The organism is Paenibacillus sp. NAIST15-1 (genome assembly GCF_001894745.1).
In the GTDB taxonomy this organism is placed as follows: domain Bacteria; phylum Bacillota; class Bacilli; order Paenibacillales; family Paenibacillaceae; genus Paenibacillus_B; species Paenibacillus_B suaedae.
In genome coordinates this window covers 45,311-65,047 of the sequence record NZ_BBYF01000024.1, presented here as the reverse complement: position 1 = coordinate 65,047, position 19,737 = coordinate 45,311, and the positions used below count along the sequence as shown (strand labels likewise).

Genomic DNA, 19,737 nt, shown 5'->3' with positions numbered 1-19,737 from the left:
CCCAAAATCAACGTATTCAGGCTGAACAACAATCCCTTGCCAGACGAAAGACGGAACTGGAGTCTATTCTCGAAACACAAAAAGACACGGAAGAGCAATTCCGTGTCTTTCAAAAACAAGTTGCATCATTTGCACGACTCGACATTGATGATGAGCAAATTCTTAAGCAGTTCCTCCATCAAGTAATTCAAAAGATAGAAGTCAATCAGGATGGTTCTATCAGAAGAATACATTACAACATGCAACCTCAAGGAATGGGTGAGTTACTACATGAGGCTTAATCGTTAGCCCCTCTTAATTTAAACACTGTACATTCCACATGTGTCGTCTGCGGGAACATGTTATCTGGGGATGTTATCTGTATCAATCCGCAGAACCTAAGGTTTGACGAGCTTTGCATGCTTCCGTACTGAAAAGCTGCTTCTTTCTGATTGTTTCCGTTGATGTTTTACATCAATCCGGGTCAAGATCACTAATGCAGGTTTACTAAATCATATCGGACTCAGAATAGATTAATTTTATACTTTCGAATATCTAAAACGAGTGCCTTCACAATGAGTAATTGATTATCATGACGTACTACGCCGTAGTTCATAAAAATACTGCACAATGGGATGCTTTAACTTCATCTTCTCGGTCATATTTAAAATTCGCTTTTTTCCAACTCGTCTGTCCACCAAAGCCAGAATATTCAATAAGATGTCATTGCTCTCTATGCTTTCCTCTATAGAGGTGGATAAAAAATGATTCGCCACAACGTTAAAATTTGATTTACTTAATGCCGTCTGAGCAGACAAAAGCTCTTTTGCATATCCGGAAATTTTTCTACTTCTAGCAATTACGATTAGACGATCCTCGGGAGCGCCCTTGGTATCCTTTCTGACCGCCTCAATTTCTTCATTGCTAATCGGAATTTGGATATCTGGATCATTCTTAATTTCCTGCTCCGTCTGATACCATTTGATTAGGCTCGTTTTATCACTCATATTGAATACATTCTTTTTATCTACCGAAATATAACAAATACCTGCTTTATCAGGCAAATAACGATAGCTCGTTGCACGGTATTCGACCCTTCCATGTAACGCAGGACAGAGAAAGCTCTCCAGTTGTTGCTTCAATTTGCTCCAGGACATGTAATCCCCCTATATTCTACTAGAATTCCTTCCCCCATATTATCACATCTTTATTCGATTTTTAGTACGTGTATATTGCAAATGTTAGAACAGGCTGGACAACAAAAAGCCGCCTCCCTTATTGGAGAGGCAGCTCGTTCTATTACACCCCGTACTCAACCCATTCCATATTCCTTTATTTCAAACACCCCGGTCTCTTCCCATCCGAAATCAACTGATTGATCGTTTCGATTAATTGCGGAAGCTCACGCATCGTATCAATCGCGTAATCTGCACCATATTGCATAAAGTTATGCTTCGTCTTCGAGATCATCTCGGCTTGTTCTGCCTCGGATAGGCTTTCGAATTGCTCTTGGCTGAGTCCCATTTCGGAGCTGCCGACAGCAACACCAACTGACCACACTCCAGCATGGACTCCCTCTTTCACATCCGATGCCGTATCACCCACTTTGACCACTTTCCAGCATGCGGAGAGCTTCAGCTCCTCCATATTGCGATAGATCATGTAAGGGTATGGCCTGCCATAAGAATCCGTTTCACTAGGTGTGACCAGATGATCGGGACTGTACCCCTTTTCCTTCGCGATAGGTACGATCACATCCATCATCGTGCGGGTATAGCCCGTTGTAGAGCCGAACTTCAATCCTTGCGCTCGTAAGGTTTCGACGGTATCCACTACACCTGGAATCGGATCTGTGTATTCAGCTAGCGAGTACATTAACGCAGGCTCAAATGCCGCATAGAGCTGCTCCACATCCTGTTCTGTAAATGGCTTGCCATACTGGTCTTCCCATAATGCCGAAACTCTGGGCATCGACAGCATCGCCCGGATATGATCGATTTTCAGCATCCCCATAGGTGCTCTAGCCTCATCCATTGTCACCTCGATACCTGCCTGCTTGAAGATATCGATGAACACATTCACAGGTGCAAAACATCCGAAATCGATGGCCGTCCCCGCCCAATCCAATATGATTCCTTCTACTTTATTCATGGTTGCAATGCTCCTTCATATATTGCTCAATAATATGGCATAAATGATCCATGTCTTCCTCATAGATTTCCCCAATGTTCCCAATACGGAACGTATCCAAATTCGTCAACTTCCCTGGATAAATAACGTATCCTCTTTCTTTCACATATTGATAGAATTCAGCGAAATGAAATTGTTCGTTTGGATACAGAAAGGTCGTAATGATCGGCGACTGGTAGTCCGCTTTAATGTAAGCCGTCATGCCAACCTTCGCAAGTCTCTCCCTGAGCAGCAGGTTATTGTGCTGATAACGAGCTTGTCTTGCTGCGACTCCACCTTCTTCTTGCAGTTCATCCAACGCCTTGGAGAATGCAGCAACTACATGGGTTGGTGAGGTAAAACGCCATTTTCCGTCTTTGTCCATACAATTCCATTGATCATACAAATCAAGCGCCAAGCTGCGGGCAATACCTTGACATTGCTGCAATTGATCAAGCTTAGCAATAACAAACCCAAAGCCAGGAACACCTTGAATGCACTTGTTCGCACTGCTGATTACATAATCAATATGAAGGCCAGCAACATCGATCTCAATACCGCCAAAGCTGCTCATCGCATCCACAATGAACGTTTTCCCATAAGCTTTTGCCAGCTTCGAGACCATATCAATAGGATTCAGTATCCCTGTCGTTGTCTCGCAGTGGATCATTGCAATATGAGTAATCTCTGGATCAGCTTCAAGCATGACCCCCAGTTCCGTCATATCCGGATACTTATCATTGTCTACCTTATGCTCGACATACGACAGCCCTATCACTTGTGCCATCTGTATCATGCGTTCCCCATAAGCGCCGTTGGAGATGATTAGAACCTTATGTTCTGGAGCAATCACGGATGTCATCACCGATTCTACGGCAAAGGTTCCGCTGCCCTGCATCAATACAACTGTATACTGTTCCGAATCTACTCCTGCAATCGTCAATAACTGGGATCTTATTTTCTGCGTAATCGATTTATAGTCATCATCCCACGTGCAGCGATCTAGCAACATTTCATGCTTAACGGATCGGGTCGTCGTCAACGGCCCTGGGGTCAATAATTTGTAGTTATTCATCATGATCTTACTCCCTGTAGTTATGAATTATTTAGCATCTTTAAAAAACTGCTGATGTTCCTTCAATAACTCCACGGTTAATGGCTGATCGAACTTCATCGGTTTCGCTGGCTTATTGACCGCATCTGTGGATTCCCCTTTGTACAAGGCAACAGGATAATTCGTAATCAAATCTTTTCTCGCACCCTTACTAATCGCCTCCGCCATTTTCATGGCAAGATCCGTCACTTCGTTGTTCTTATTGATAACTGCAATGGACTCTGTCAACGAATAATTCCCTTCGATGGGATCAATATAATCAATCGGAGCTCCTTTTTCGTGTGCACGTACCGCCTGATGACGAAGTCCAAATCCAGCAGCTACTTCTCCTGCTTCCACTTTCTTAATCGGTCCAGAACCGGATTTTTCTATATGCTGGCCTGCATTGGCAATGAGATCATGGAGTACAATCTTCCCTTCCTCTGGTCCATAAGCACTGATGATAGCCTGTATAAGCAGCCAAGCTGTAGAGGAATCTAATACATTTGGAATCGACACCAAATCCTTATATTCAGGCTTCGTCAAATCTTTGATCGATTGGGGAGCCTGCAGCCCTTTTTGCTTCAATACTTCTGTATTCACAAAGATAGAGCCTGTATTTGCCAAGATCGGCGTGTAGTAGGACGGATACGAATCCATAGCTCCTGTCTCAAAGGCTAAGTCTTTATACATCTTATATTGGCTCTGTGAACTGTCTAGGAAATACGAGCTCATCGTCACAAGATCAGCCTCAATCTTATCCCCTTCAGCCATCAGCTTGCCGCCTAGTTCTGACGTCCCCATCGATTGGAATTGATACTGCCCTTCATAGCCTGCGGATTTCAGTGAAGACTCCATCGCTGTTACTGCTTCTTCATCTGCGTTGGTATAGATAATCACTTGCTTCGATTCCTTTGCACTACCAGCACCACAGCCTGCCAATACCACCAACATGCTTATTGCCAGTAATGACAAGAGCACCATCCTGAACCTTTTTGACATTCCAACCATCGTAATCCCTCGCTTTTACGATTATTTAGGCCTATCATAGATAAGCATTAAGCCTGTTTAACGATGAATCGAAAATCTCTTTTGTCCATAATCACATAGCAGTTTCACAAGCAGATTGGTGAAGAAGATCAGCATCGACAATACGAAAATTTCATTGAATTTGGCAAAATGCTGAAGCTCCTTGATTTTACTAGCAACAACAGCGGTTTGGGTGGATACGAGAAATATGATGCCGCTGATCGTAACCATCGCATTGAGAAAATAATATCCCAGCATCTCGATCACCGTCGCAGCCGAATTAGGCAGGACTACCCGATAGACCGTCTTGAACCAGCTATCTCCGAGCAGTTCTCCCGTCGTTTCCCATGAAGGATTCATCTTGGAGAGCGAATTCTTCGCCATCAAATACGGTGTTGTAAAGAAATGCACGATATTACACAGCACGATGATCGTCACGGTCCCTTTCAAGCTGCTTCCATTAAACAAGAGCAAGTAAGAGATACCAAGCACCATGCCAGGCACCGTATTTGTAATCATGGAAGCCGTATCGGTGAGTGATCTTGCCCTTAATGAAGTCCGTACATTAAGAAGCGCAGCACAATAAGCAATCAACGTACCAAATACAGAAGTTAACACAGCAATCCAAATCGAGTTCCGATATACCTTCGTTAAATCACTCGATTGAAGTACGCTTAGGACATGTTTACATGTAAAAGTAAGATCATAAGGATATCGGCTCAACCACGGTGCAATAAACATAATGGCGAATATCGACAGCATCATAAAGACGATGACAGAAGACACGGTCACGAAGCTAATATCGCGCACCCGATGTGTCGGCAGCTCGATTTCTCCAAGTTGATCATAGTGAAAGTTAAGCTTCTCTAGAGACCGCAACAGCCATATTGCGAATATCGCCGGCACAAGCATGAGCACCGCGATGACAGCCCCCTGATTCAGATCAGGAATGGAGCCCAGCATGACTTGATACAACTGGCTGGCTACCACCGAATAGGTTCCTCCCACCGACGCCGGTATCCCAAAGTCCGTAAAGCTTAGGATAAAAGAAAGTACAAATGCTCCACCCAATGCCCCTGCCAACGGCCGAACAATCGTATTCGCAAAACTTCTTATTGGTCTGTCGCCCATCAGGTGAGACACGATAATAAACTTTTTATCCATGTATGTAAATGCGTTATGAATCAATAAAAAGGCTGGCGGAAGTGTATAAATGACATAATCGATCAGCAATCCATTAAAGCCATAGATATCGAACAAATTTCGTCCTGCAAGCTTGGTCAGCAATCCCTGATTGCCAAGGGAATACATCATGGCAAATCCATACGTAATTGTCGGAAGCAGCATGGGAAGAACGATTGTCGTCTTTAGCATGCCTTTGAAGATCCGATGAGCACGCGTACAGTGAATCGTATACGCCGGGATGAATGCCAATATCGTTGTTATAATTGCGGTCACCGTTGATACCTTCATACTGTTCAAGGCAGCTATCATCATCTCATCATTCATCCAAATCGAGCTGTAATTGGAAAATGAAAAGCCCTGCTCTGTCTCGAAGGATCGAATAAATAGGACAAGCAGCGGCAAGAACAAAATAACGGTTAACAAAAAGAGTATGGAGATAAGCAGAACCCGCATTTCTGGCTTTACTCTATGCATATCGCTCACCAAACAGATTGAATATATTCTGCCGCTTAATCTGCAACTGCTTGATAATAAACTGTTTTACAAAATCATTGCTCGGCTGCCCAATAATCTCTCTCGGTGTGCCATATTGCGAGATTGTGCCTTGATTGATAATCAAAATTTTATCGGAAAGGGTTAATGCTTCCTCAGGATCATGGGTAACAATGATCGTCGTGAGCTTGAACTCCCTGGCAATCGATTGGATACGTTGTTTGATCGATTCTTTAATGACTCCATCCAATGCGCTGAGCGGTTCGTCTAGCAGCAGAATCTTCGGCTTCGTAACCAAAGTTCTAGCTAAAGCCACTCTCTGCTTCTGTCCGCCTGATAATTCACTGATTCGCTTGCTCAGATGCGGCTTCAGTTCCAAAAACTCAATATAGTCTTGAACCTCCCGCTCACTCACGCTTCCTTTCTTATTGCGCAACCCATAGATGATATTCTCGTAAGCATTCAGATTCGGAAATAACGCATAATCCTGAAATACGATATTAAAGCCGCGCTTTTTCATGGATACATGTGTCATGTCCAAGCCGTTATACATAATGCTGCCATGATCCAGCTTCGTTAGGCCAAGAATAATATTGAGCAGTGTCGTTTTCCCGCTCCCGCTAGGGCCGAGAAGCGATACAATCTCACCAGAACCTATCTCTAAGCTGATATCTTGGAGCACCATTTTGCCGTCAAATTGTTTGCTGATATGTTGCAGCTTAAGCAAACGGCTCACCTCCCTTAGTCACACCCCCATTATATAAATCAACGATCAAATCAAATGCACTTTTATGTAAATGTTGAGTAAATCATGCATATATACTTCATATATTTTGCATATATTGTGCGCCATATTTCATGTTCAGTTGAAATATATAGTCAAATTTAATTGAATGTGAACGGTGCAGTCGTTACACTATAGGTAACAATATCAATCGATAATAGGTGAACTTATGCTGCCACTTGAAAGACAACAGAAGATTATAGAATTGCTTACCATCAAAAAGGTTCTTAAACTGCCTGAGCTGGCAACCGAATTAGCGGTCTCCGTGGATACACTACGACGAGATCTGAATCTATTGACCAAGCAAGGGAAGATCGAAAAGATATATGGCGGTATTAAAATCGTGGAGTCGAAGTATGGAGAATCCTCCATGGATGAGCGAATGGTTACCTTATTTGAGGCAAAAGAAAACATCGGTAAAATATGCAGCGAGATGATCGACGATGGGGATTGCATCTATATTGACAGTGGCTCCACCACCTATCACATAGCCAAGTTTATCAAAAGCAAGAACAATCTCACGGTGGTCACCAACTCCATTCCCGTGATCAGTGAGCTCATGAATACCGATGTTGAACTGATTATTATCGGAGGAAAAATACGCAAAGAGGAACATTCCGTAGTCGCGTACGATTATATTTTCAATTTTCATGAATTGAATATTCGAAAAGCGTTTATCTGCTGCAGCGGCATTACGATGGAACGAGGGATCTCAGATTACAATATGGAGGAAGCCATTACACGCAAGAAGATGATCGAACTGTCCAAAGAAGTGTATGTCGTAGCAGACAGCACCAAATTCGGAAAAGACGTTAAGATTGCCATTACACCACTAGATAACGTAAACGCCATTATTACCGATGCGAATATCGATCCCAATTACCCGCCGCAGTTTACGTCGATACGAACGAAGCTTATCATTGCAGAGTAAAGTGAACCAACTGGCTTATTTACCATCAGGAGAAGGATGGGTCATGGAAACTGCATGCTTATGTATGGAATCAGGTAATCATGAAAAAGAGGGGCCATCGCCCCTCATAGGTTTATAAAACTCCCTACAGATAATCCAAACTATAGAAAATCATAATCGCCCCCACGATACACATGACCCACGAAACAGCCGATCCCGAATGCTTCGAAAGCTTGATTTGAAGCCTTTCTAATGGCCTTTTCATCACTCGCCCTAATAATAAATGCAATGTAAACAGGATTAATGGCGGGAGAACCATTATAAAATTATAACCTACCATAATTGGGAGCCACTGAAAAACGGATAAATTTGAGGTATTCATAAGTCCAATCGCAGCAAAATACGGAAATGCTGCACCTACCTCAATCAATGATGTCGTGAAACCGAGTGCAATCATGGATGTCTTACTTTTTGACTTCGGCCTTGGCAAATCCGACTTTTTACTCTTTGGGTAGTAGAAGCTGGCTATAAACAGAATTCCCCCAATGATCAGCATAGCCCAACTTACAATCCGATTTTGAAAAATGGAAGAGAAACTAGCCAGAAACACATCCAGACCTAACATGAAAGCAACGCCTACTGAAAAATAAATGACTGCGACCGTCAATAAATAAATCATTAAGCGTGAACCTAATCGCTCCTTTTCAGTCAACAGCAAATATACCGTCACCCCCAATGTTGCAGGGCTAAGCGTGTCTAATAAGGCTAATCCCCCTACCATAGAAAGGAGTTCAAGAGTCACGATTCTCCTCCTTGCTCCATGGAAGAGTTCTGTATGGAAGAAATGTGAATGTCATAGGCTCGCTCCATAAAATCAAGAACTTCCTTATCTATAGGATATAGGCCAAGACTCTCAGATTGCTTTGGAGATTTCCTCAGCTCCCATAATTTATTCACAAATTCGTCTTCTCCTTTGAAATCTTCCAATTGTTTTTCTATCATGCGCCGTATTATGTTTTGCACTCGTGATGAAGCAGGATCATCTTTCGTATATCGTTTTATCTGACCTAGCAATGCAATCCACTCCATAGAATCAGGGTCTTCCCCACTCATTTTTGGGAGTTTTGTCCAAAGCTCTATTTCCTTATCGTTAAACATGCTTTCCTTGATGGTCGGCAATCTTTTTTTATGTTGATTCGATAACTGAATAAGTTTCTGTATCGCAAGCCGCTCATCCCCGTCTTCTACCGCAATCCCGGTTATCAATTCCCGCAGTGACGACTCTATACTCCTTAATCTTTCTTGCTCTTCAAGGATATAGGCTAACTGGTTTTTCAAACTGTTCGTCCAATTCCATTTAGAGTCGTATAACATACTTTTAATCTCTTGCAACTTGTAACCAATTCCCTTCAGAAATTGGATGTATTGAAGCTTCTTCAGTTCCTCTTCTGAATACAGACGATGGCCCCCTTCTGTTTTGGACGGTGCCGTCAATAATCCGATCTGATCATAGTACCGAAGTGTTCTGACCGTGATATTCGTTTTTTTTGCAACTTCTTTAATATGTATCAATTACAGACACCTCCGACAATTCAGATAAGATCAATTTTCTTGATCTTTATATAGACCATGTTTGATTAAATATCCTAATCCTAGACCGACTAATACGCCTGGAAATGCTTGATCAATCATAAGTCCAATTCCTGCTCCTATAATTACACATGCATAAATAATGATGTCTCCTTGTTTCATATCTACTCTCCCCTTTTATAATAAATCTCCTCTTCCCCTTAGCCGACTTAACAGACATAAGTGATGAAGAGCTTACCCATTGGCTTGATTATACAAAATGACGCAACGTCACTTTCAAGTGTTTTCATTAGAAAATTCTTTGATTGCACAAGTTAACTTGATGTTGACGCAACGTAATCTTATATAATCAGTTCACAATCATGAAGAATAGTGATGAGGTGAGTAAATGAAAAAATATTGCATTGGTTTACTTTTGATGGTGATACTTTTCCTTAGTGCATGTAGTTCTTACCAAGAAAATGCTGCACACGCTGTGTCATTAAAGGGGATAGAAAACATCCATATCGACCACGGCAGCACAACATTAATAGTAGAATCAGCAGATATAGAGTCACTTGAAGCAATTAGTAATGGACCTGAAATTGTTATAGATAAGGAAAAAGACAACATCAAAATTCGGCTTAAGAGTGATATTAGAAACATCGTAAATATCGGAAAAATGCCTCAGCTATCCGTTCGTGTTCCAAACAATTATGAGAGAAAAGTAACGTTAGACGGTTCTTCCGGTAATGTAAAGATAATCAATCTGAGCACACAGAAACTCGATATCCAAGGAAGTAGTGGAAATGTATCGCTTGACTATGTAAAAATAAATAGTGACATCAATATCTCTGTCAAAAGCGGCAGCATCCTTTTAAATCTAGAAGACAAGGACTCCAACATAAACTGGCTTTTGCAATCGGGTAGTGGCAGACGAGCTATGGGTATTCCTTTGAATCATTCTCAACAAAATAACAGAAAGACACAGGGACAGACGGGGAATGGCTCATTTCATGTGAATCTCCAAACAACTTCCGGAAATATAACGGTCAAATAAATAACAGGGATCAATAAATAGAAGCCTGTTTCCAATCATTCTAATGGAGACAGGCTTCTGATATTTCTTATTGTCAGAAGAAAATAAAGTGTTTTCTTAGTGCTTTGATTAAGATAGGGTGCCTTTTTAAGCATTACATGCTCCCCGTATACGCTCTTTAATTATATATTTGGAAATGGAATGTAAGGAGGAGAACATAGCCCACGCAACGGTGTGGGATCGTCCTTTTATTAAAAGGATAGTTTAGTGAATTATATCCAATACCTATTGCTGAGTCTCGCAAACTAATTCATCCCTCGATGCGCTTCATTTGCAGACGATTCCTATTTCCTGCGGATGAAGCGCCGATCGATGAAAAAAGCCATGAGCAAGGACAAGATACCGAGTAAAACCGGTACGCCAAACGATTCAAAAGAGAAGGAGCTGCCTTCCAGCTTTAGGTGGTCGGTGGTGCGATATTCGAGCCGTTTGGCGGCAAATTTCGCCGTCTGGATATCCTCTTGCTCGGCCAAATCCTCGAATGCGGGATCCATTGCAAACCGATCCGCCGCGTTGCGGTGCAGGAACAGCAGTTTCGCGCTGTGGCCGCTGTTCTTCCATTGGTTGATGTCTTCGGCGGCTGCAGATTCGGCATCGGCACCAACGACAATCATTTTCTCTAGTTTCGGCACGTTTTTTATCTGATAACGTGCGACTAGGTTTAGGCCGTGTTTCGTTACGATTGGTTTGCTCGAGCTGGAAACGGTCAACGTCGTCGTCGTACCGGAAGCGGCGTACGTATCGAATACGGCGGACAAATCCAGTTCATCGGCGCCGTTATATACCAGCACGCCCGCCTTTACTTTGTTCCATTGATAAGCGTTGTTCAGTACGTATGTTATATCGCTCAATCCGGCAACGAACGGTTTCATTTGCGGGTTTGTCACATACTCGTAAGAGGGATAGTTCATCTCTTTCGCCACTTTCTTCGCCGCCGCCTCGCCCAGTTGCTTGGAGATGACATATAGCGTAGCGTCGATCCCGGATGTCAGACCGGCAGAGGATACGATATTGCCTTGTGGGACGTAGCGCCGATCATTCACCCACTGGATTTCCGGATATTTTTTAATGAGTCTGTTCATGTCTCCCCAGTGCGTCGCGGCCGATTTGCCGTTCAACAAGCCAGTATCCGCCAGGTTTTCAGCCCCGTTGCAAATGGAGATCAATGTCGTCTTGGCACCCGAGTGCTTCCGAATCCATTCACGGACAGGCGCATATTTATTCTCATCCAAAATCGGCATAAACGGAATGACGATAATGTCCGGGCTTTTGCCGAGCATTGCATCCATTTCGTCAAACGAATAGTGTGGGACGACATCGAGTCCACCAGTTAGTGATTTAATTTCGCGATCGGGGGAAACGCCGTATACATTGTAAGATTCAGTCATCGCAAACATCTCGTACGGGACGAGAAAATCGAACACTTCCGTCACTTCGTTCGCCAGAAGTACGGCCACCGTCGGTTTGTTAGAGTCATATATCGGCACCTGCAAATCCATTAATGCAGGGGGGGCTTTATCGTAAACCGACATTCCGGCATTCATCGTATTGACGAACCCGACCGCGCCTATCCCCCCTACGACGACGAAAAAAACGATGAGATAGATAATAATGCGTAATACAATTTTCAATTGCTTCGCTCCTTCAGATTAGATTTACCCATAAAATTTAACAAATAAAGATAAACAAGGCATCTGTCTGTGGTTCAGTCGAGAGGCCCGCCTAACGTTGGAGCTGCCACTGGGCCCTAGTCTGTATTCTTTTTTTAGCATGACTCAATAGGGCTATAATTTTAACAAAACGGTGAGCGCTGTTCGGTAATGGGCCGCTTCCCATTCTAGCGGAACCTTTAAAACTCAAAAAGGCACCTACCATTGAAATTTCGAGCAGATGTCTTCATTTTATCCCTTTGGCACGGGCTGAAGAACTCTCATCTAGTTTTAGTTGTTAAGCTCCCTATAAATGATTCAGTTTCCTCTCTCAAACTCATGAATTCGCAAGATTTCAACAAAAGATAAATGTAGAGAGAAGAAAGAAGACAGTGGTTCTGGAAGTAGGGGTCTGAGTTTGGTTCTTCTAAAAGAGATGCAGTGTACTGCGGTAATACTTGTCGCCAACAGGCTAGTCGTGGCCATAGAAAGGGAATAGCTAGTTATGACCTTCCTCATTGGATGAGATTCCGTGTAGGTCATTACAAAGCCGCCTTTAGTTTATCTTCACCCCCTCAATAAAAAAACGCCTCAGATGTGATCTCTGAAGCGTGATTATTTGCAAAACATATTTATGTCATCTAAAGCTGAATGAGCAAGCCCTCTAACAAACTTACTCTCATCATTCCATGCATCATTAATAAATAAAATAAATCAGTTCCTTATGAAGGGTTTTGTGTATTAATGCATGGATTTCCCAATAATTAAATAATTGTGTGTAAATTTCCTTTTAACTTTTACTATCTATGCAACATAGGCACCATCGCCGATGGGTAACTGCTGTTTACGACTGCTCCGCGCCTTGACTGCCGGCATAATAAGGTTCTCCCGGATCTATATCGATGACAACCCGGTGCGGTGCGGCCAGCCCGTATTGGTGCTCGCAGCGCCAGCGCATCTCTTCGGTGAAACCAATTGTTTCCCCGTCGGCAATAACGTCCCCGCGGTCGAATAAATAATAGGCGATATTAAGCAAATTTCCGGCTACTTCATCAGGCTCCAGATCGTAATAATGACACTGAACATCCGGAATGCCAAGCGCGACAAGTCCCAATGAATCCATCAGACCTTCAGGGCGGCCGCTGCCTGTGCCTTCAACATTATAAAAACGAATGTTCAGCGCACCATATAGCAGTTCTCCTTCTTCAATCGCCGCCAGATAAGCGCTAGGTTCGACGAGCTTGTCGCTTTCCCGGAAATAGATGGCGTCGCAAGGCGCCGTTTCCAGCACCGCCCGCAGCGAGCCGGTGAACAGCTGCAGCCGCGATTTGGGATCGAGTCCCGATGCCATCATGTCGATCAACAGCAGCGAGTGCTCGCAATCACTCACGACTTGAGCGGCTTCCCGCCAATGCCAGGACTGCTGTATGGCCGACTCGTAGTCCGCAACCGGGCGGCTTTCTGTATCCATCAGGCTGGTTTGCGCCGGCATTTCGCCTTCAGTATATTCAACCATATAATTCAAATGGAAAAAATGCAGTAAATTCTGATCTTCCTGACTATTCGCTTCCCACACAGCAAGTCCCGCAGAATCCGGATGATGTTCTCCGCGATCAACCTTCCCCGTATAAAGTTCCATCTTCTCGTAAAGTATGTTTCGGTCCAGCATCGGCGGCTGCTTGTATTTTAACTCCACAGCGTACACCTGGGCAAAACCAAAGTCCTTTTCCTGTTCAAGCCTCTCATTCGCCTCAATATCATTCTTCACCGAATCAATTGCGTTTGGCTGCACTGTCTCAGATTTCTCTTGATGGTCTGTTAGGCCAACCTCGCGACGACTCCATGTCAATAACGTCGAAGTATCTTCATCTTCGGGATCAAGTTTATTCGCAATTTCGAATGCCGCTACTGCGTCCTCATATTGCGATAGGTAGTAGTAGGCATACCCTACACGAAAATGCCAAAGAAAGTCATTCTCGCCTTGCGTTTTGATCGTCGAAAGTTGCTGTAATGCTTCATCGTAACGTTTTAGATTGTTTAATGCTCTCGCCAAATAGCCAACTATATCATAGTCTCTGTCCTGTTCGGGAATTTCCGCAATCTTGCCTACTATTTTTTCAAATTCATCCTCTTCATGCCAGAGGTTTAGCTGTTCTAACAAGTCTTTTTTCATCACATTACCTCCTTAGCTTCTAAAAAGCCTCTTCGATGTTTTTCTAGTTTTATTTCGGAAAACCTCCTTACTTCGCTAATAGGAAACGAACAATATCCGACAATTAACTTTCAAGACCGTTTTCCGAAACATTTGCCCCTCTATAGGTGAGTAAAGCGTATAGCCCAACGATAATGGGGAGATCATTTACGGTTCTCTTCATTTCCGTAAACGTCAAAAATAAAAAAGGTACTATTTTTGATAGCACCTTTTTAAATCATTATTCTATTTGCGTTCCCACACTAGTACTTGAAATTAAGGATTTCCAGCTTTACTGTCTTCGTAGCAAAGCAACCGACTCCACATGTGGAGTCGACAGTAACAGAAACGGCTGAAACCCTTTTTAACAAGGACAACAGCCGTTTCTCTTTTGGTTATTTGTCATTCAAATGAACAGCTTTTACTGGGCCGCTTCACAATTGTAAGACTCCATGCTGTCTTCGTAGATAGTATGTCATTAACAATCACTATTTAATAACTTCAACCTTTTTTTCCCCTGCTGTCTTCGCCGGCTGAGTACCTTGGGCATCGACTGTGCTGGCTGTAAGCAACATAGTCACGACTAGAGCTGTGCTGAGGGCTGCGGAAATCATTTTTCTTTTGCGATTGACCATGACCATACCTCCAATATCTATCTTTTGATAAGTCGATCATGCTGTCTGATAATTGTATTATAACGTACTAGTAGTGGTTGTAAAGGGAGTTTTTCCCTTGATGAGCACAGCAACGACTAACTTCCCAATTCAATCAACTCAGGGATTTTCTCATCTGTAATACTCTCCAAAACCACTCCACTACTGCATTCTCAGCTATCTGTGCCATTCCTCACCAGCAAAGCCACTCATCTAAATACGGGTATCGGATTAACGAACATGATTTACTACAATTTTTTAATTATGAGAGGGTTGAGGACTTTAAAAAGTTAAATACCATTAGTTTAAGCCGCCGAGAAGTCGGCGGTTATACATATTCAGAAAACATAATCGGCTTTGACCGTGGCTACAGGAGAACACGTTAAAAACTGGCTCGGCTTTCACCAGTCAATGTAGCCCCGCGAGCACAACGGAGCGGAGTGAACCCTCTGAGCGAAGCGAAGCCTTGACCAAGCGAAGCACAGGGCAAGAAATAAATAACCACCCCACGGGCGGGAAAGGCAACAGAAAGTAAAGCTCTATATTCCACAATGGTATAAATAAAATTTACCTTCGGACAATCTATCAGAAAATGAAATTATCTTTTCGAATTGCTTAATGATTTCAAGTCGATTATAAACTAACTTTTCATAATGACCCGATTGTACTCCACCCTCAACCATAACAAATTCTCCTGTAAGCTCTAGTACTGTCGGTGAGTTCAGAAATAAGTCTCTCCAAGAGGAAAATACACTTTTTAAGTTCCTAGCAGAAACCTCATCAAAAAGAGTCACGCCGTGATAGTTAATCCCTGCACTAGCTGGTGTCCCATGTAAAGCTGGATTTCTACTCGGAATCCATTTTAATGTATCACTAACGTACAGAACAATGTCATCATGTATCACTACACTATCTATAACTTTAGGATTGTTTTCTCTATTCATCCAAAATTGTTCTATATCTATTGTAATAGGAATGAGATGAAACTCATGTTCTAATGCCATCTAAATCCTCCCAATACTTTATAACTTCACCTTCCCCCCACCTGTTGTTTTCAGATGTAAGGTTCATAATCCTTTTCATATGACACTTTCGTTTCTTCATGCGTCGGTATATCTATCAGTTGCACTTTTTTAATATCCATGTGTAAGAAATCGTTTGCTAGTATTTTTACTATTCTATCAATACTCATCATATCCCAATCTTCTGAAAGCTTTGACCATACATAAATATAGGTAGGCTTGTGGCCTTTATCATTCATCGGTGCAAAGTGGTCAACTTGACATAAGGTATCTTCTTCATCCCTCGGATATATATAACTATAATCGATGTCCTTATTACCTTTTATGAACTCCTCAATCTCGTCATAAAATTCTTTGTCTTCTGTTTTATCAAGTTCGTTATTCAATAAATTTATGAGACAGGGCTGAGTCAATAAATCGAAATATCCTAGAAAGTTATTTTTGTCCTTGTCAGAAAACAATGTAATTTCATCATTAGAACTTTTGTCGCAGAATCCATATACTCCATACCAAAATAGCCAATGCCGAACATGTACATATATAGTGTCTGTAATATTCAATCCCCTCGATACTTAAATATTATTATCTGAAACTGACTTATGCTTATTTTAATTCCAGTATCCCACAAGACATTTCTTCAACACAACTTCTTATCAAAATTGGTTCGATCCTTTCTTCCTACATAGATCAACCACTAATAGTAGGAGGGGATGACATCATGAAAATCAAACGAACCTGTACAGGAATGGCAAGTCTCGAGGACATCTTACTATTCATTTTGGCTAGTCAAATTGACAAAATTATCGGTGCTTCTTACCATGAAGAAAGAGCAAATACTGTCCCTTCTGATTCAGATATGGAAGGGACGATAAGGTAATATGAGAATTGCTATATATGCCCGTGTGAGTACAAAATGAGATGCTCAGAAAAATAGTCTTGAGAACCAGATTTCATTTGCGACCGCTGTAGCCTCCCAAAATGGTTGGACTATTGTTCGGCAATATATGGACAACGGAATCAGTGGGGCTACTAGAGAAAAGCGAGCAGAATTACTTCAGTTGCTTCAAAACGCAAAAAAGAAGAAGTTTGATGCTGTAATTGCAAAATCGGCTTCTAGGTTGGGAAGATATACCATTAAGAATCTCCTGACTGCCATCTACGGGGCGGCAAACAGCAAAGCAACCGAACAGCAATCTAGATACATGAAAGAGTTAGCAAGCGTAACCATACGCTTGAACAAACTAAACAAAGAGTTTCAGACTTTATTACAACTTTATACGGAAAAGCATATCGACCTTGAGCGACTCAAGGCTCAGAACGAGTATATCCAAGTAATGCTGAACTTGCTTTAGAAACTAAAAAAGACACGGATGAACAACTCCATGCCTTTCGGAAACAAATCTCCCGCTTCGCTGAATTAAATATTGATGATTAGCAAGTGTTGAAGCAAGTTCTTCAACGTCTTATCAAAAAATTCGAAATCAATGAAGAGGGAGCAATCAAAGAAATTCACTACAATATTGCACGCCCCACTTTATATGGGGCGTTGGATAAAAGAGGGACTTAACCGTTTGCCCCTCTTAATTTAAGTAACACTGTACACTCCACATGTGAGGAATACTTTTCACAGACACAATGCATTAGGCGACTATAACTACTTAAAGGATTGGGGCGGTAAATAAAACCGCTCTTTTTTAATGTTACCACCGTTTTAAGGAATAAGCCTCTTTATTATAGACCCCTATTGCGTGTGCGTAATAGTTGAGGGTCATTGTAATGTTGGAGTGTCCCATGATGTATTGCAATGCTTTTGGATTCATGCCTTCATTGGCTTTATCGGTGCAGAATGTATGTCTTAGGGTATGTGGTGTCACTACCTTTGGCAATGCTACTTCATTATCATTATCCTTGTTGTACTTCTTTACAAGTCCTCGGAACACACTATTGTAATTTATACCGATTTTCGGATTGCCGCTTCGAGTAACGAATATGAAGTTGCTATAGCCATCTATGGTGACAGTCTTTGTAAATCTGCGCCTATCCATTATACGTCTAAAGGCTTGATAGACTTCCTCTGTCATCTTAATTCGTCGGAAACCACTCTTTGTTTTTGGTTCATCAATGTAGTATCCAGTTCCTGTGCAGTATAACAACTGATGGTTTACATCAATAATTCTGTTTTCTAAATCTATATCTGCATCTGTCAATCCGCACAACTCTGAAATACGAAGTCCTGTACCAAGCAGTATGATTATATCATCATAATGTGGAAATATCCGGGTTTTCATACTATACTGGTGTCGTTAAGGCACGGAGGACGGGGAACGGCGTTACGGGCAGATGCAGCGAATTTATATTTTCGGAAGTAGGGAAGAAAAATGATTGAATTAAGAAAAATTACCCACGATAATTTTGAGGCAGTGTTGAAGTTAAGCATAACAGACGAGCAGAAAGGAAATGTGGATTCCAGCATATATTGTTTGGCTAAAGCCTATGTAAAGATACTCAACGACGAAAAACCTCCTATGATCTTCGCTATATGCAACAATGATGAAGTCATAGGATATGTCGATATTGGATTTTTCGAACTGGCGGAAAGTGCATTTTTATGTGAAAAATATGGAGATAAATCTACTTATGGACTTAATCGCTTTATGATTGATAAAAAGCATCAAGGCAAAGGATTTGGCAAACAAGCAATGATGAAAGTTATTGATTACATAAAGTCGTTTCCACAAGGAAAAGCCGATGCAGTTGCTACATCATATTGGATGGTAAACGAAGCCGTCCGGAAGTTGTTTGCGTCTGTCGGTTTCGTTGAAACAGGAGCGATATGGGACGGACAAACAGGGGGTAATTGGAATGCAGAAAGAAAAGATATAGAGTATGCAGAAGTAGGTGCCAGACTCGGATTATAAAGCTAACAATTTGAATAGTGCATCGTACAGTATAAGACCAACTATGCGAAGTCAATAGCAAAAATGCAAAAAGAAAGCACAACATTAGCCGTGCAAAAAAGTGCACGCTTCCGCGAACCTGTGGGAAACAGGCTTGAAAAAAGGGATAATAGTAGTAAATTGGAGTTGAAATCCTGTGAATGTGCTTGTAAATCAAGGGCTGTGGGGTTTAACTAACAAATTTTTTGTAAATTAGTTTGCTTTTGCAATACTGCTCCCTCCCTTTCACCTATGACGTTTAGACTACTTCAACTCTACATCAACTTTCTACATCTTTCAACACCGACTCCCTAATAAAAGGTTATCGCAACTAATCCCCTACCAAGAACGATTGCTTTGATTGAAAGGGGAGGTAATAATGAATATTGAAAGAGTGTTTACAGGCACAACTGACTTTAAGACCTTAATTATTAGTCAATTGGAGAAGGAGATTGAAAATATTGTATCTGCCGCCTACAATGATAAGCAAGTAGATATAGTCGCCACCACTAATAATGGGAGGCGACATAAATGAAAGTAGCAGGATATGTTAGGGTCTCAACAGATAGTGAAGGGCAAAAGGAATCTCCTGAAAATCAGAAGCAATTGATTTTAGACTTCCTTAAAGAGGGACAGCACGATTTATTCGATTTCTACATTGATGTGCAAACTGGAACCAACGACAATCGTGAAGGTCTGAAAAGGCTTATCGAAGAAGCTGAGCATCAGAAGTTTGATGTGATAGTTGCAAAAGAATTAAGTAGAATAGGTCGAAATGTAGGGTTGCTCTATCAATTGAAAAAGATAGCACCGAAAAGGATACATTTGTGGCACCTATGCAAGGCATGGGAACATCGCTTGTACCAATCACGCAGTTAAGGACAAAACCTCACAGAAGTCATTCTAAGCGACTTAAAAGCGATGTACGACAAACTGAACCTACCTGATCTGGATGCCAAGGTCAAACAAAGAATAAA

Annotated in this window: 21 protein-coding genes and 1 pseudogene; 7 read left to right on the top strand and 15 right to left on the bottom strand. The window is 41.9% G+C overall.

The features are described 5' to 3' along the window. Positions 1–569: 569 nt before the first annotated feature. The 6 genes from PBN151_RS28305 to PBN151_RS28280 all read right to left on the bottom strand — a co-directional run bounded on the left by PBN151_RS28305 (position 570) and on the right by PBN151_RS28280 (position 6,674). Positions 570–1,136, bottom strand: a complete 567-nt coding sequence (locus PBN151_RS28305) for an SF0329 family protein (protein WP_072732003.1) — start codon at positions 1,134–1,136, stop codon at positions 570–572. 175 nt (positions 1,137–1,311) lie between these two features. Beyond that, positions 1,312–2,130, bottom strand: coding sequence for a phosphonoacetaldehyde hydrolase (gene phnX / locus PBN151_RS28300; protein ID WP_072732002.1), 819 nt, complete (start codon positions 2,128–2,130; stop codon positions 1,312–1,314). Further along, a complete protein-coding gene (gene phnW / locus PBN151_RS28295; protein ID WP_072732019.1) occupies positions 2,123–3,223 on the bottom strand; it encodes a 2-aminoethylphosphonate--pyruvate transaminase in 1,101 nt (366 codons plus the stop codon). The genes phnX and phnW overlap by 8 nt, the downstream gene beginning before the upstream one ends. A 27-nt stretch (positions 3,224–3,250) precedes the next feature. Next, positions 3,251–4,243, bottom strand: coding sequence for an extracellular solute-binding protein (locus PBN151_RS28290; RefSeq protein ID WP_072732018.1), 993 nt, complete (start codon positions 4,241–4,243; stop codon positions 3,251–3,253). Positions 4,244–4,309: 66 nt separating this feature from the next. Then, positions 4,310–5,929, bottom strand: coding sequence for an ABC transporter permease subunit (locus PBN151_RS28285; RefSeq protein WP_072732001.1), 1,620 nt, complete (start codon positions 5,927–5,929; stop codon positions 4,310–4,312). Continuing rightward, positions 5,922–6,674, bottom strand: a complete 753-nt coding sequence (locus PBN151_RS28280; protein ID WP_072732000.1) for an ABC transporter ATP-binding protein — start codon at positions 6,672–6,674, stop codon at positions 5,922–5,924. Before PBN151_RS28280 ends, PBN151_RS28285 begins: the two co-directional genes overlap by 8 nt. A 226-nt stretch (positions 6,675–6,900) precedes the next feature. On the opposite strand from PBN151_RS28280, the gene PBN151_RS28275 reads away from it, so the two are divergent. Beyond that, on the top strand, positions 6,901–7,662 hold the full coding sequence (locus PBN151_RS28275; RefSeq protein ID WP_072731999.1) for a DeoR/GlpR family DNA-binding transcription regulator: 762 nt from the start codon (positions 6,901–6,903) through the stop codon (positions 7,660–7,662). A gap of 124 nt (positions 7,663–7,786) precedes the next feature. Here the strand turns inward: PBN151_RS28275 and PBN151_RS28270 are convergent, their stop codons facing one another. Genes PBN151_RS28270 through PBN151_RS31620 form a run of 3 tightly spaced genes read right to left on the bottom strand, consistent with a single transcriptional unit; the run spans position 7,787 to position 9,393 of the window. After that, positions 7,787–8,446, bottom strand: a complete 660-nt coding sequence (locus tag PBN151_RS28270; RefSeq protein ID WP_370510461.1) for a GAP family protein — start codon at positions 8,444–8,446, stop codon at positions 7,787–7,789. Next, entirely contained in the window at positions 8,440–9,213 is a 774-nt protein-coding gene (locus PBN151_RS28265; protein WP_072731998.1) for a MerR family transcriptional regulator, read from the bottom strand. The genes PBN151_RS28270 and PBN151_RS28265 overlap by 7 nt, the downstream gene beginning before the upstream one ends. A 30-nt stretch (positions 9,214–9,243) precedes the next feature. Beyond that, positions 9,244–9,393: a hypothetical protein gene (locus PBN151_RS31620; protein ID WP_021254963.1), complete on the bottom strand. Its 150-nt coding sequence runs from the start codon at positions 9,391–9,393 to the stop codon at positions 9,244–9,246. A 226-nt stretch (positions 9,394–9,619) separates the two neighbouring features. On the opposite strand from PBN151_RS31620, the gene PBN151_RS28260 reads away from it, so the two are divergent. Then, positions 9,620–10,270 carry a DUF4097 family beta strand repeat-containing protein gene (locus PBN151_RS28260; RefSeq protein WP_072731997.1) on the top strand — a complete coding sequence of 217 codons (651 nt, stop codon included), beginning with the start codon at positions 9,620–9,622 and terminating at the stop codon, positions 10,268–10,270. 323 nt (positions 10,271–10,593) lie between these two features. On the opposite strand, the gene PBN151_RS28255 is transcribed toward PBN151_RS28260, so the two are convergent. The 5 genes from PBN151_RS28255 to PBN151_RS28235 form a co-directional block, all read right to left on the bottom strand. Next, entirely contained in the window at positions 10,594–11,940 is a 1,347-nt protein-coding gene (locus PBN151_RS28255) for a DJ-1/PfpI family protein (RefSeq protein WP_072731996.1), read from the bottom strand. An 862-nt stretch (positions 11,941–12,802) separates the two neighbouring features. Further along, positions 12,803–14,131, bottom strand: a complete 1,329-nt coding sequence (locus tag PBN151_RS30920) for a DUF4261 domain-containing protein (protein ID WP_083545373.1) — start codon at positions 14,129–14,131, stop codon at positions 12,803–12,805. Between the two features lie 506 nt (positions 14,132–14,637). Further along, on the bottom strand, positions 14,638–14,784 hold the full coding sequence (locus PBN151_RS31615) for a hypothetical protein (RefSeq protein ID WP_172619370.1): 147 nt from the start codon (positions 14,782–14,784) through the stop codon (positions 14,638–14,640). Positions 14,785–15,341: 557 nt separating this feature from the next. After that, entirely contained in the window at positions 15,342–15,806 is a 465-nt protein-coding gene (locus PBN151_RS28240; protein WP_021258313.1) for a hypothetical protein, read from the bottom strand. Between the two features lie 50 nt (positions 15,807–15,856). After that, positions 15,857–16,210, bottom strand: coding sequence for a hypothetical protein (locus PBN151_RS28235; RefSeq protein WP_175560823.1), 354 nt, complete (start codon positions 16,208–16,210; stop codon positions 15,857–15,859). A 332-nt stretch (positions 16,211–16,542) separates the two neighbouring features. Here PBN151_RS28235 and PBN151_RS31610 point away from each other — a divergent pair, with 332 nt between their 5' ends. Both PBN151_RS31610 and PBN151_RS28230 read left to right on the top strand, forming a co-directional pair. Beyond that, the gene (locus PBN151_RS31610) at positions 16,543–16,701 is read left to right on the top strand and encodes a hypothetical protein (protein ID WP_161627344.1); all 159 of its coding nucleotides are present in this window, start codon (positions 16,543–16,545) and stop codon (positions 16,699–16,701) included. A 70-nt stretch (positions 16,702–16,771) separates the two neighbouring features. Continuing rightward, positions 16,772–17,176: a recombinase family protein gene (locus PBN151_RS28230; protein WP_083545372.1), complete on the top strand. Its 405-nt coding sequence runs from the start codon at positions 16,772–16,774 to the stop codon at positions 17,174–17,176. A 393-nt stretch (positions 17,177–17,569) separates the two neighbouring features. Here PBN151_RS28230 and PBN151_RS28225 read toward each other — a convergent pair. Then, positions 17,570–18,091, bottom strand: a pseudogene (locus PBN151_RS28225) (site-specific integrase); the annotation flags it as partial. A 111-nt stretch (positions 18,092–18,202) separates the two neighbouring features. Between PBN151_RS28225 and PBN151_RS28220 the strand changes: the two are divergent. From PBN151_RS28220 to PBN151_RS32175, 3 genes are all read left to right on the top strand, one after another. Continuing rightward, entirely contained in the window at positions 18,203–18,742 is a 540-nt protein-coding gene (locus PBN151_RS28220; RefSeq protein WP_021254967.1) for a GNAT family N-acetyltransferase, read from the top strand. Between the two features lie 397 nt (positions 18,743–19,139). Continuing rightward, positions 19,140–19,295, top strand: a complete 156-nt coding sequence (locus PBN151_RS31605; protein WP_021258321.1) for a hypothetical protein — start codon at positions 19,140–19,142, stop codon at positions 19,293–19,295. After that, entirely contained in the window at positions 19,292–19,639 is a 348-nt protein-coding gene (locus PBN151_RS32175; protein WP_072731993.1) for a recombinase family protein, read from the top strand. The genes PBN151_RS31605 and PBN151_RS32175 overlap by 4 nt, the downstream gene beginning before the upstream one ends. The last annotated feature ends 98 nt before the right edge of the window (positions 19,640–19,737 follow it).

Excerpts from the sequence above, each read along its gene's own strand:
- PBN151_RS30920 (WP_083545373.1), bottom strand. The coding sequence starts at position 14,131 with ATGAAAAAAGACTTGTTAGAACAGCTAAACCTCTGGCATGAAGAGGAT.
- PBN151_RS28305 (WP_072732003.1), bottom strand. The coding sequence starts at position 1,136 with ATGTCCTGGAGCAAATTGAAGCAACAACTGGAGAGCTTTCTCTGTCCT.
- PBN151_RS28290 (WP_072732018.1), bottom strand. The coding sequence starts at position 4,243 with ATGTCAAAAAGGTTCAGGATGGTGCTCTTGTCATTACTGGCAATAAGC.
- PBN151_RS28220 (WP_021254967.1), top strand. The coding sequence starts at position 18,203 with ATGATTGAATTAAGAAAAATTACCCACGATAATTTTGAGGCAGTGTTG.
- PBN151_RS32175 (WP_072731993.1), top strand. The coding sequence starts at position 19,292 with ATGAAAGTAGCAGGATATGTTAGGGTCTCAACAGATAGTGAAGGGCAA.
- PBN151_RS31605 (WP_021258321.1), top strand. The coding sequence starts at position 19,140 with ATGAATATTGAAAGAGTGTTTACAGGCACAACTGACTTTAAGACCTTA.
- PBN151_RS28285 (WP_072732001.1), bottom strand. The coding sequence starts at position 5,929 with ATGCATAGAGTAAAGCCAGAAATGCGGGTTCTGCTTATCTCCATACTC.
- phnW (WP_072732019.1), bottom strand. The coding sequence starts at position 3,223 with ATGAATAACTACAAATTATTGACCCCAGGGCCGTTGACGACGACCCGA.
- PBN151_RS28275 (WP_072731999.1), top strand. The coding sequence starts at position 6,901 with ATGCTGCCACTTGAAAGACAACAGAAGATTATAGAATTGCTTACCATC.
- PBN151_RS31615 (WP_172619370.1), bottom strand. The coding sequence starts at position 14,784 with ATGGTCAATCGCAAAAGAAAAATGATTTCCGCAGCCCTCAGCACAGCT.
- PBN151_RS31610 (WP_161627344.1), top strand. The coding sequence starts at position 16,543 with ATGAAAATCAAACGAACCTGTACAGGAATGGCAAGTCTCGAGGACATC.
- PBN151_RS31620 (WP_021254963.1), bottom strand. The coding sequence starts at position 9,393 with ATGAAACAAGGAGACATCATTATTTATGCATGTGTAATTATAGGAGCA.
- PBN151_RS28240 (WP_021258313.1), bottom strand. The coding sequence starts at position 15,806 with ATGGCATTAGAACATGAGTTTCATCTCATTCCTATTACAATAGATATA.
- phnX (WP_072732002.1), bottom strand. The coding sequence starts at position 2,130 with ATGAATAAAGTAGAAGGAATCATATTGGATTGGGCGGGGACGGCCATC.
- PBN151_RS28260 (WP_072731997.1), top strand. The coding sequence starts at position 9,620 with ATGAAAAAATATTGCATTGGTTTACTTTTGATGGTGATACTTTTCCTT.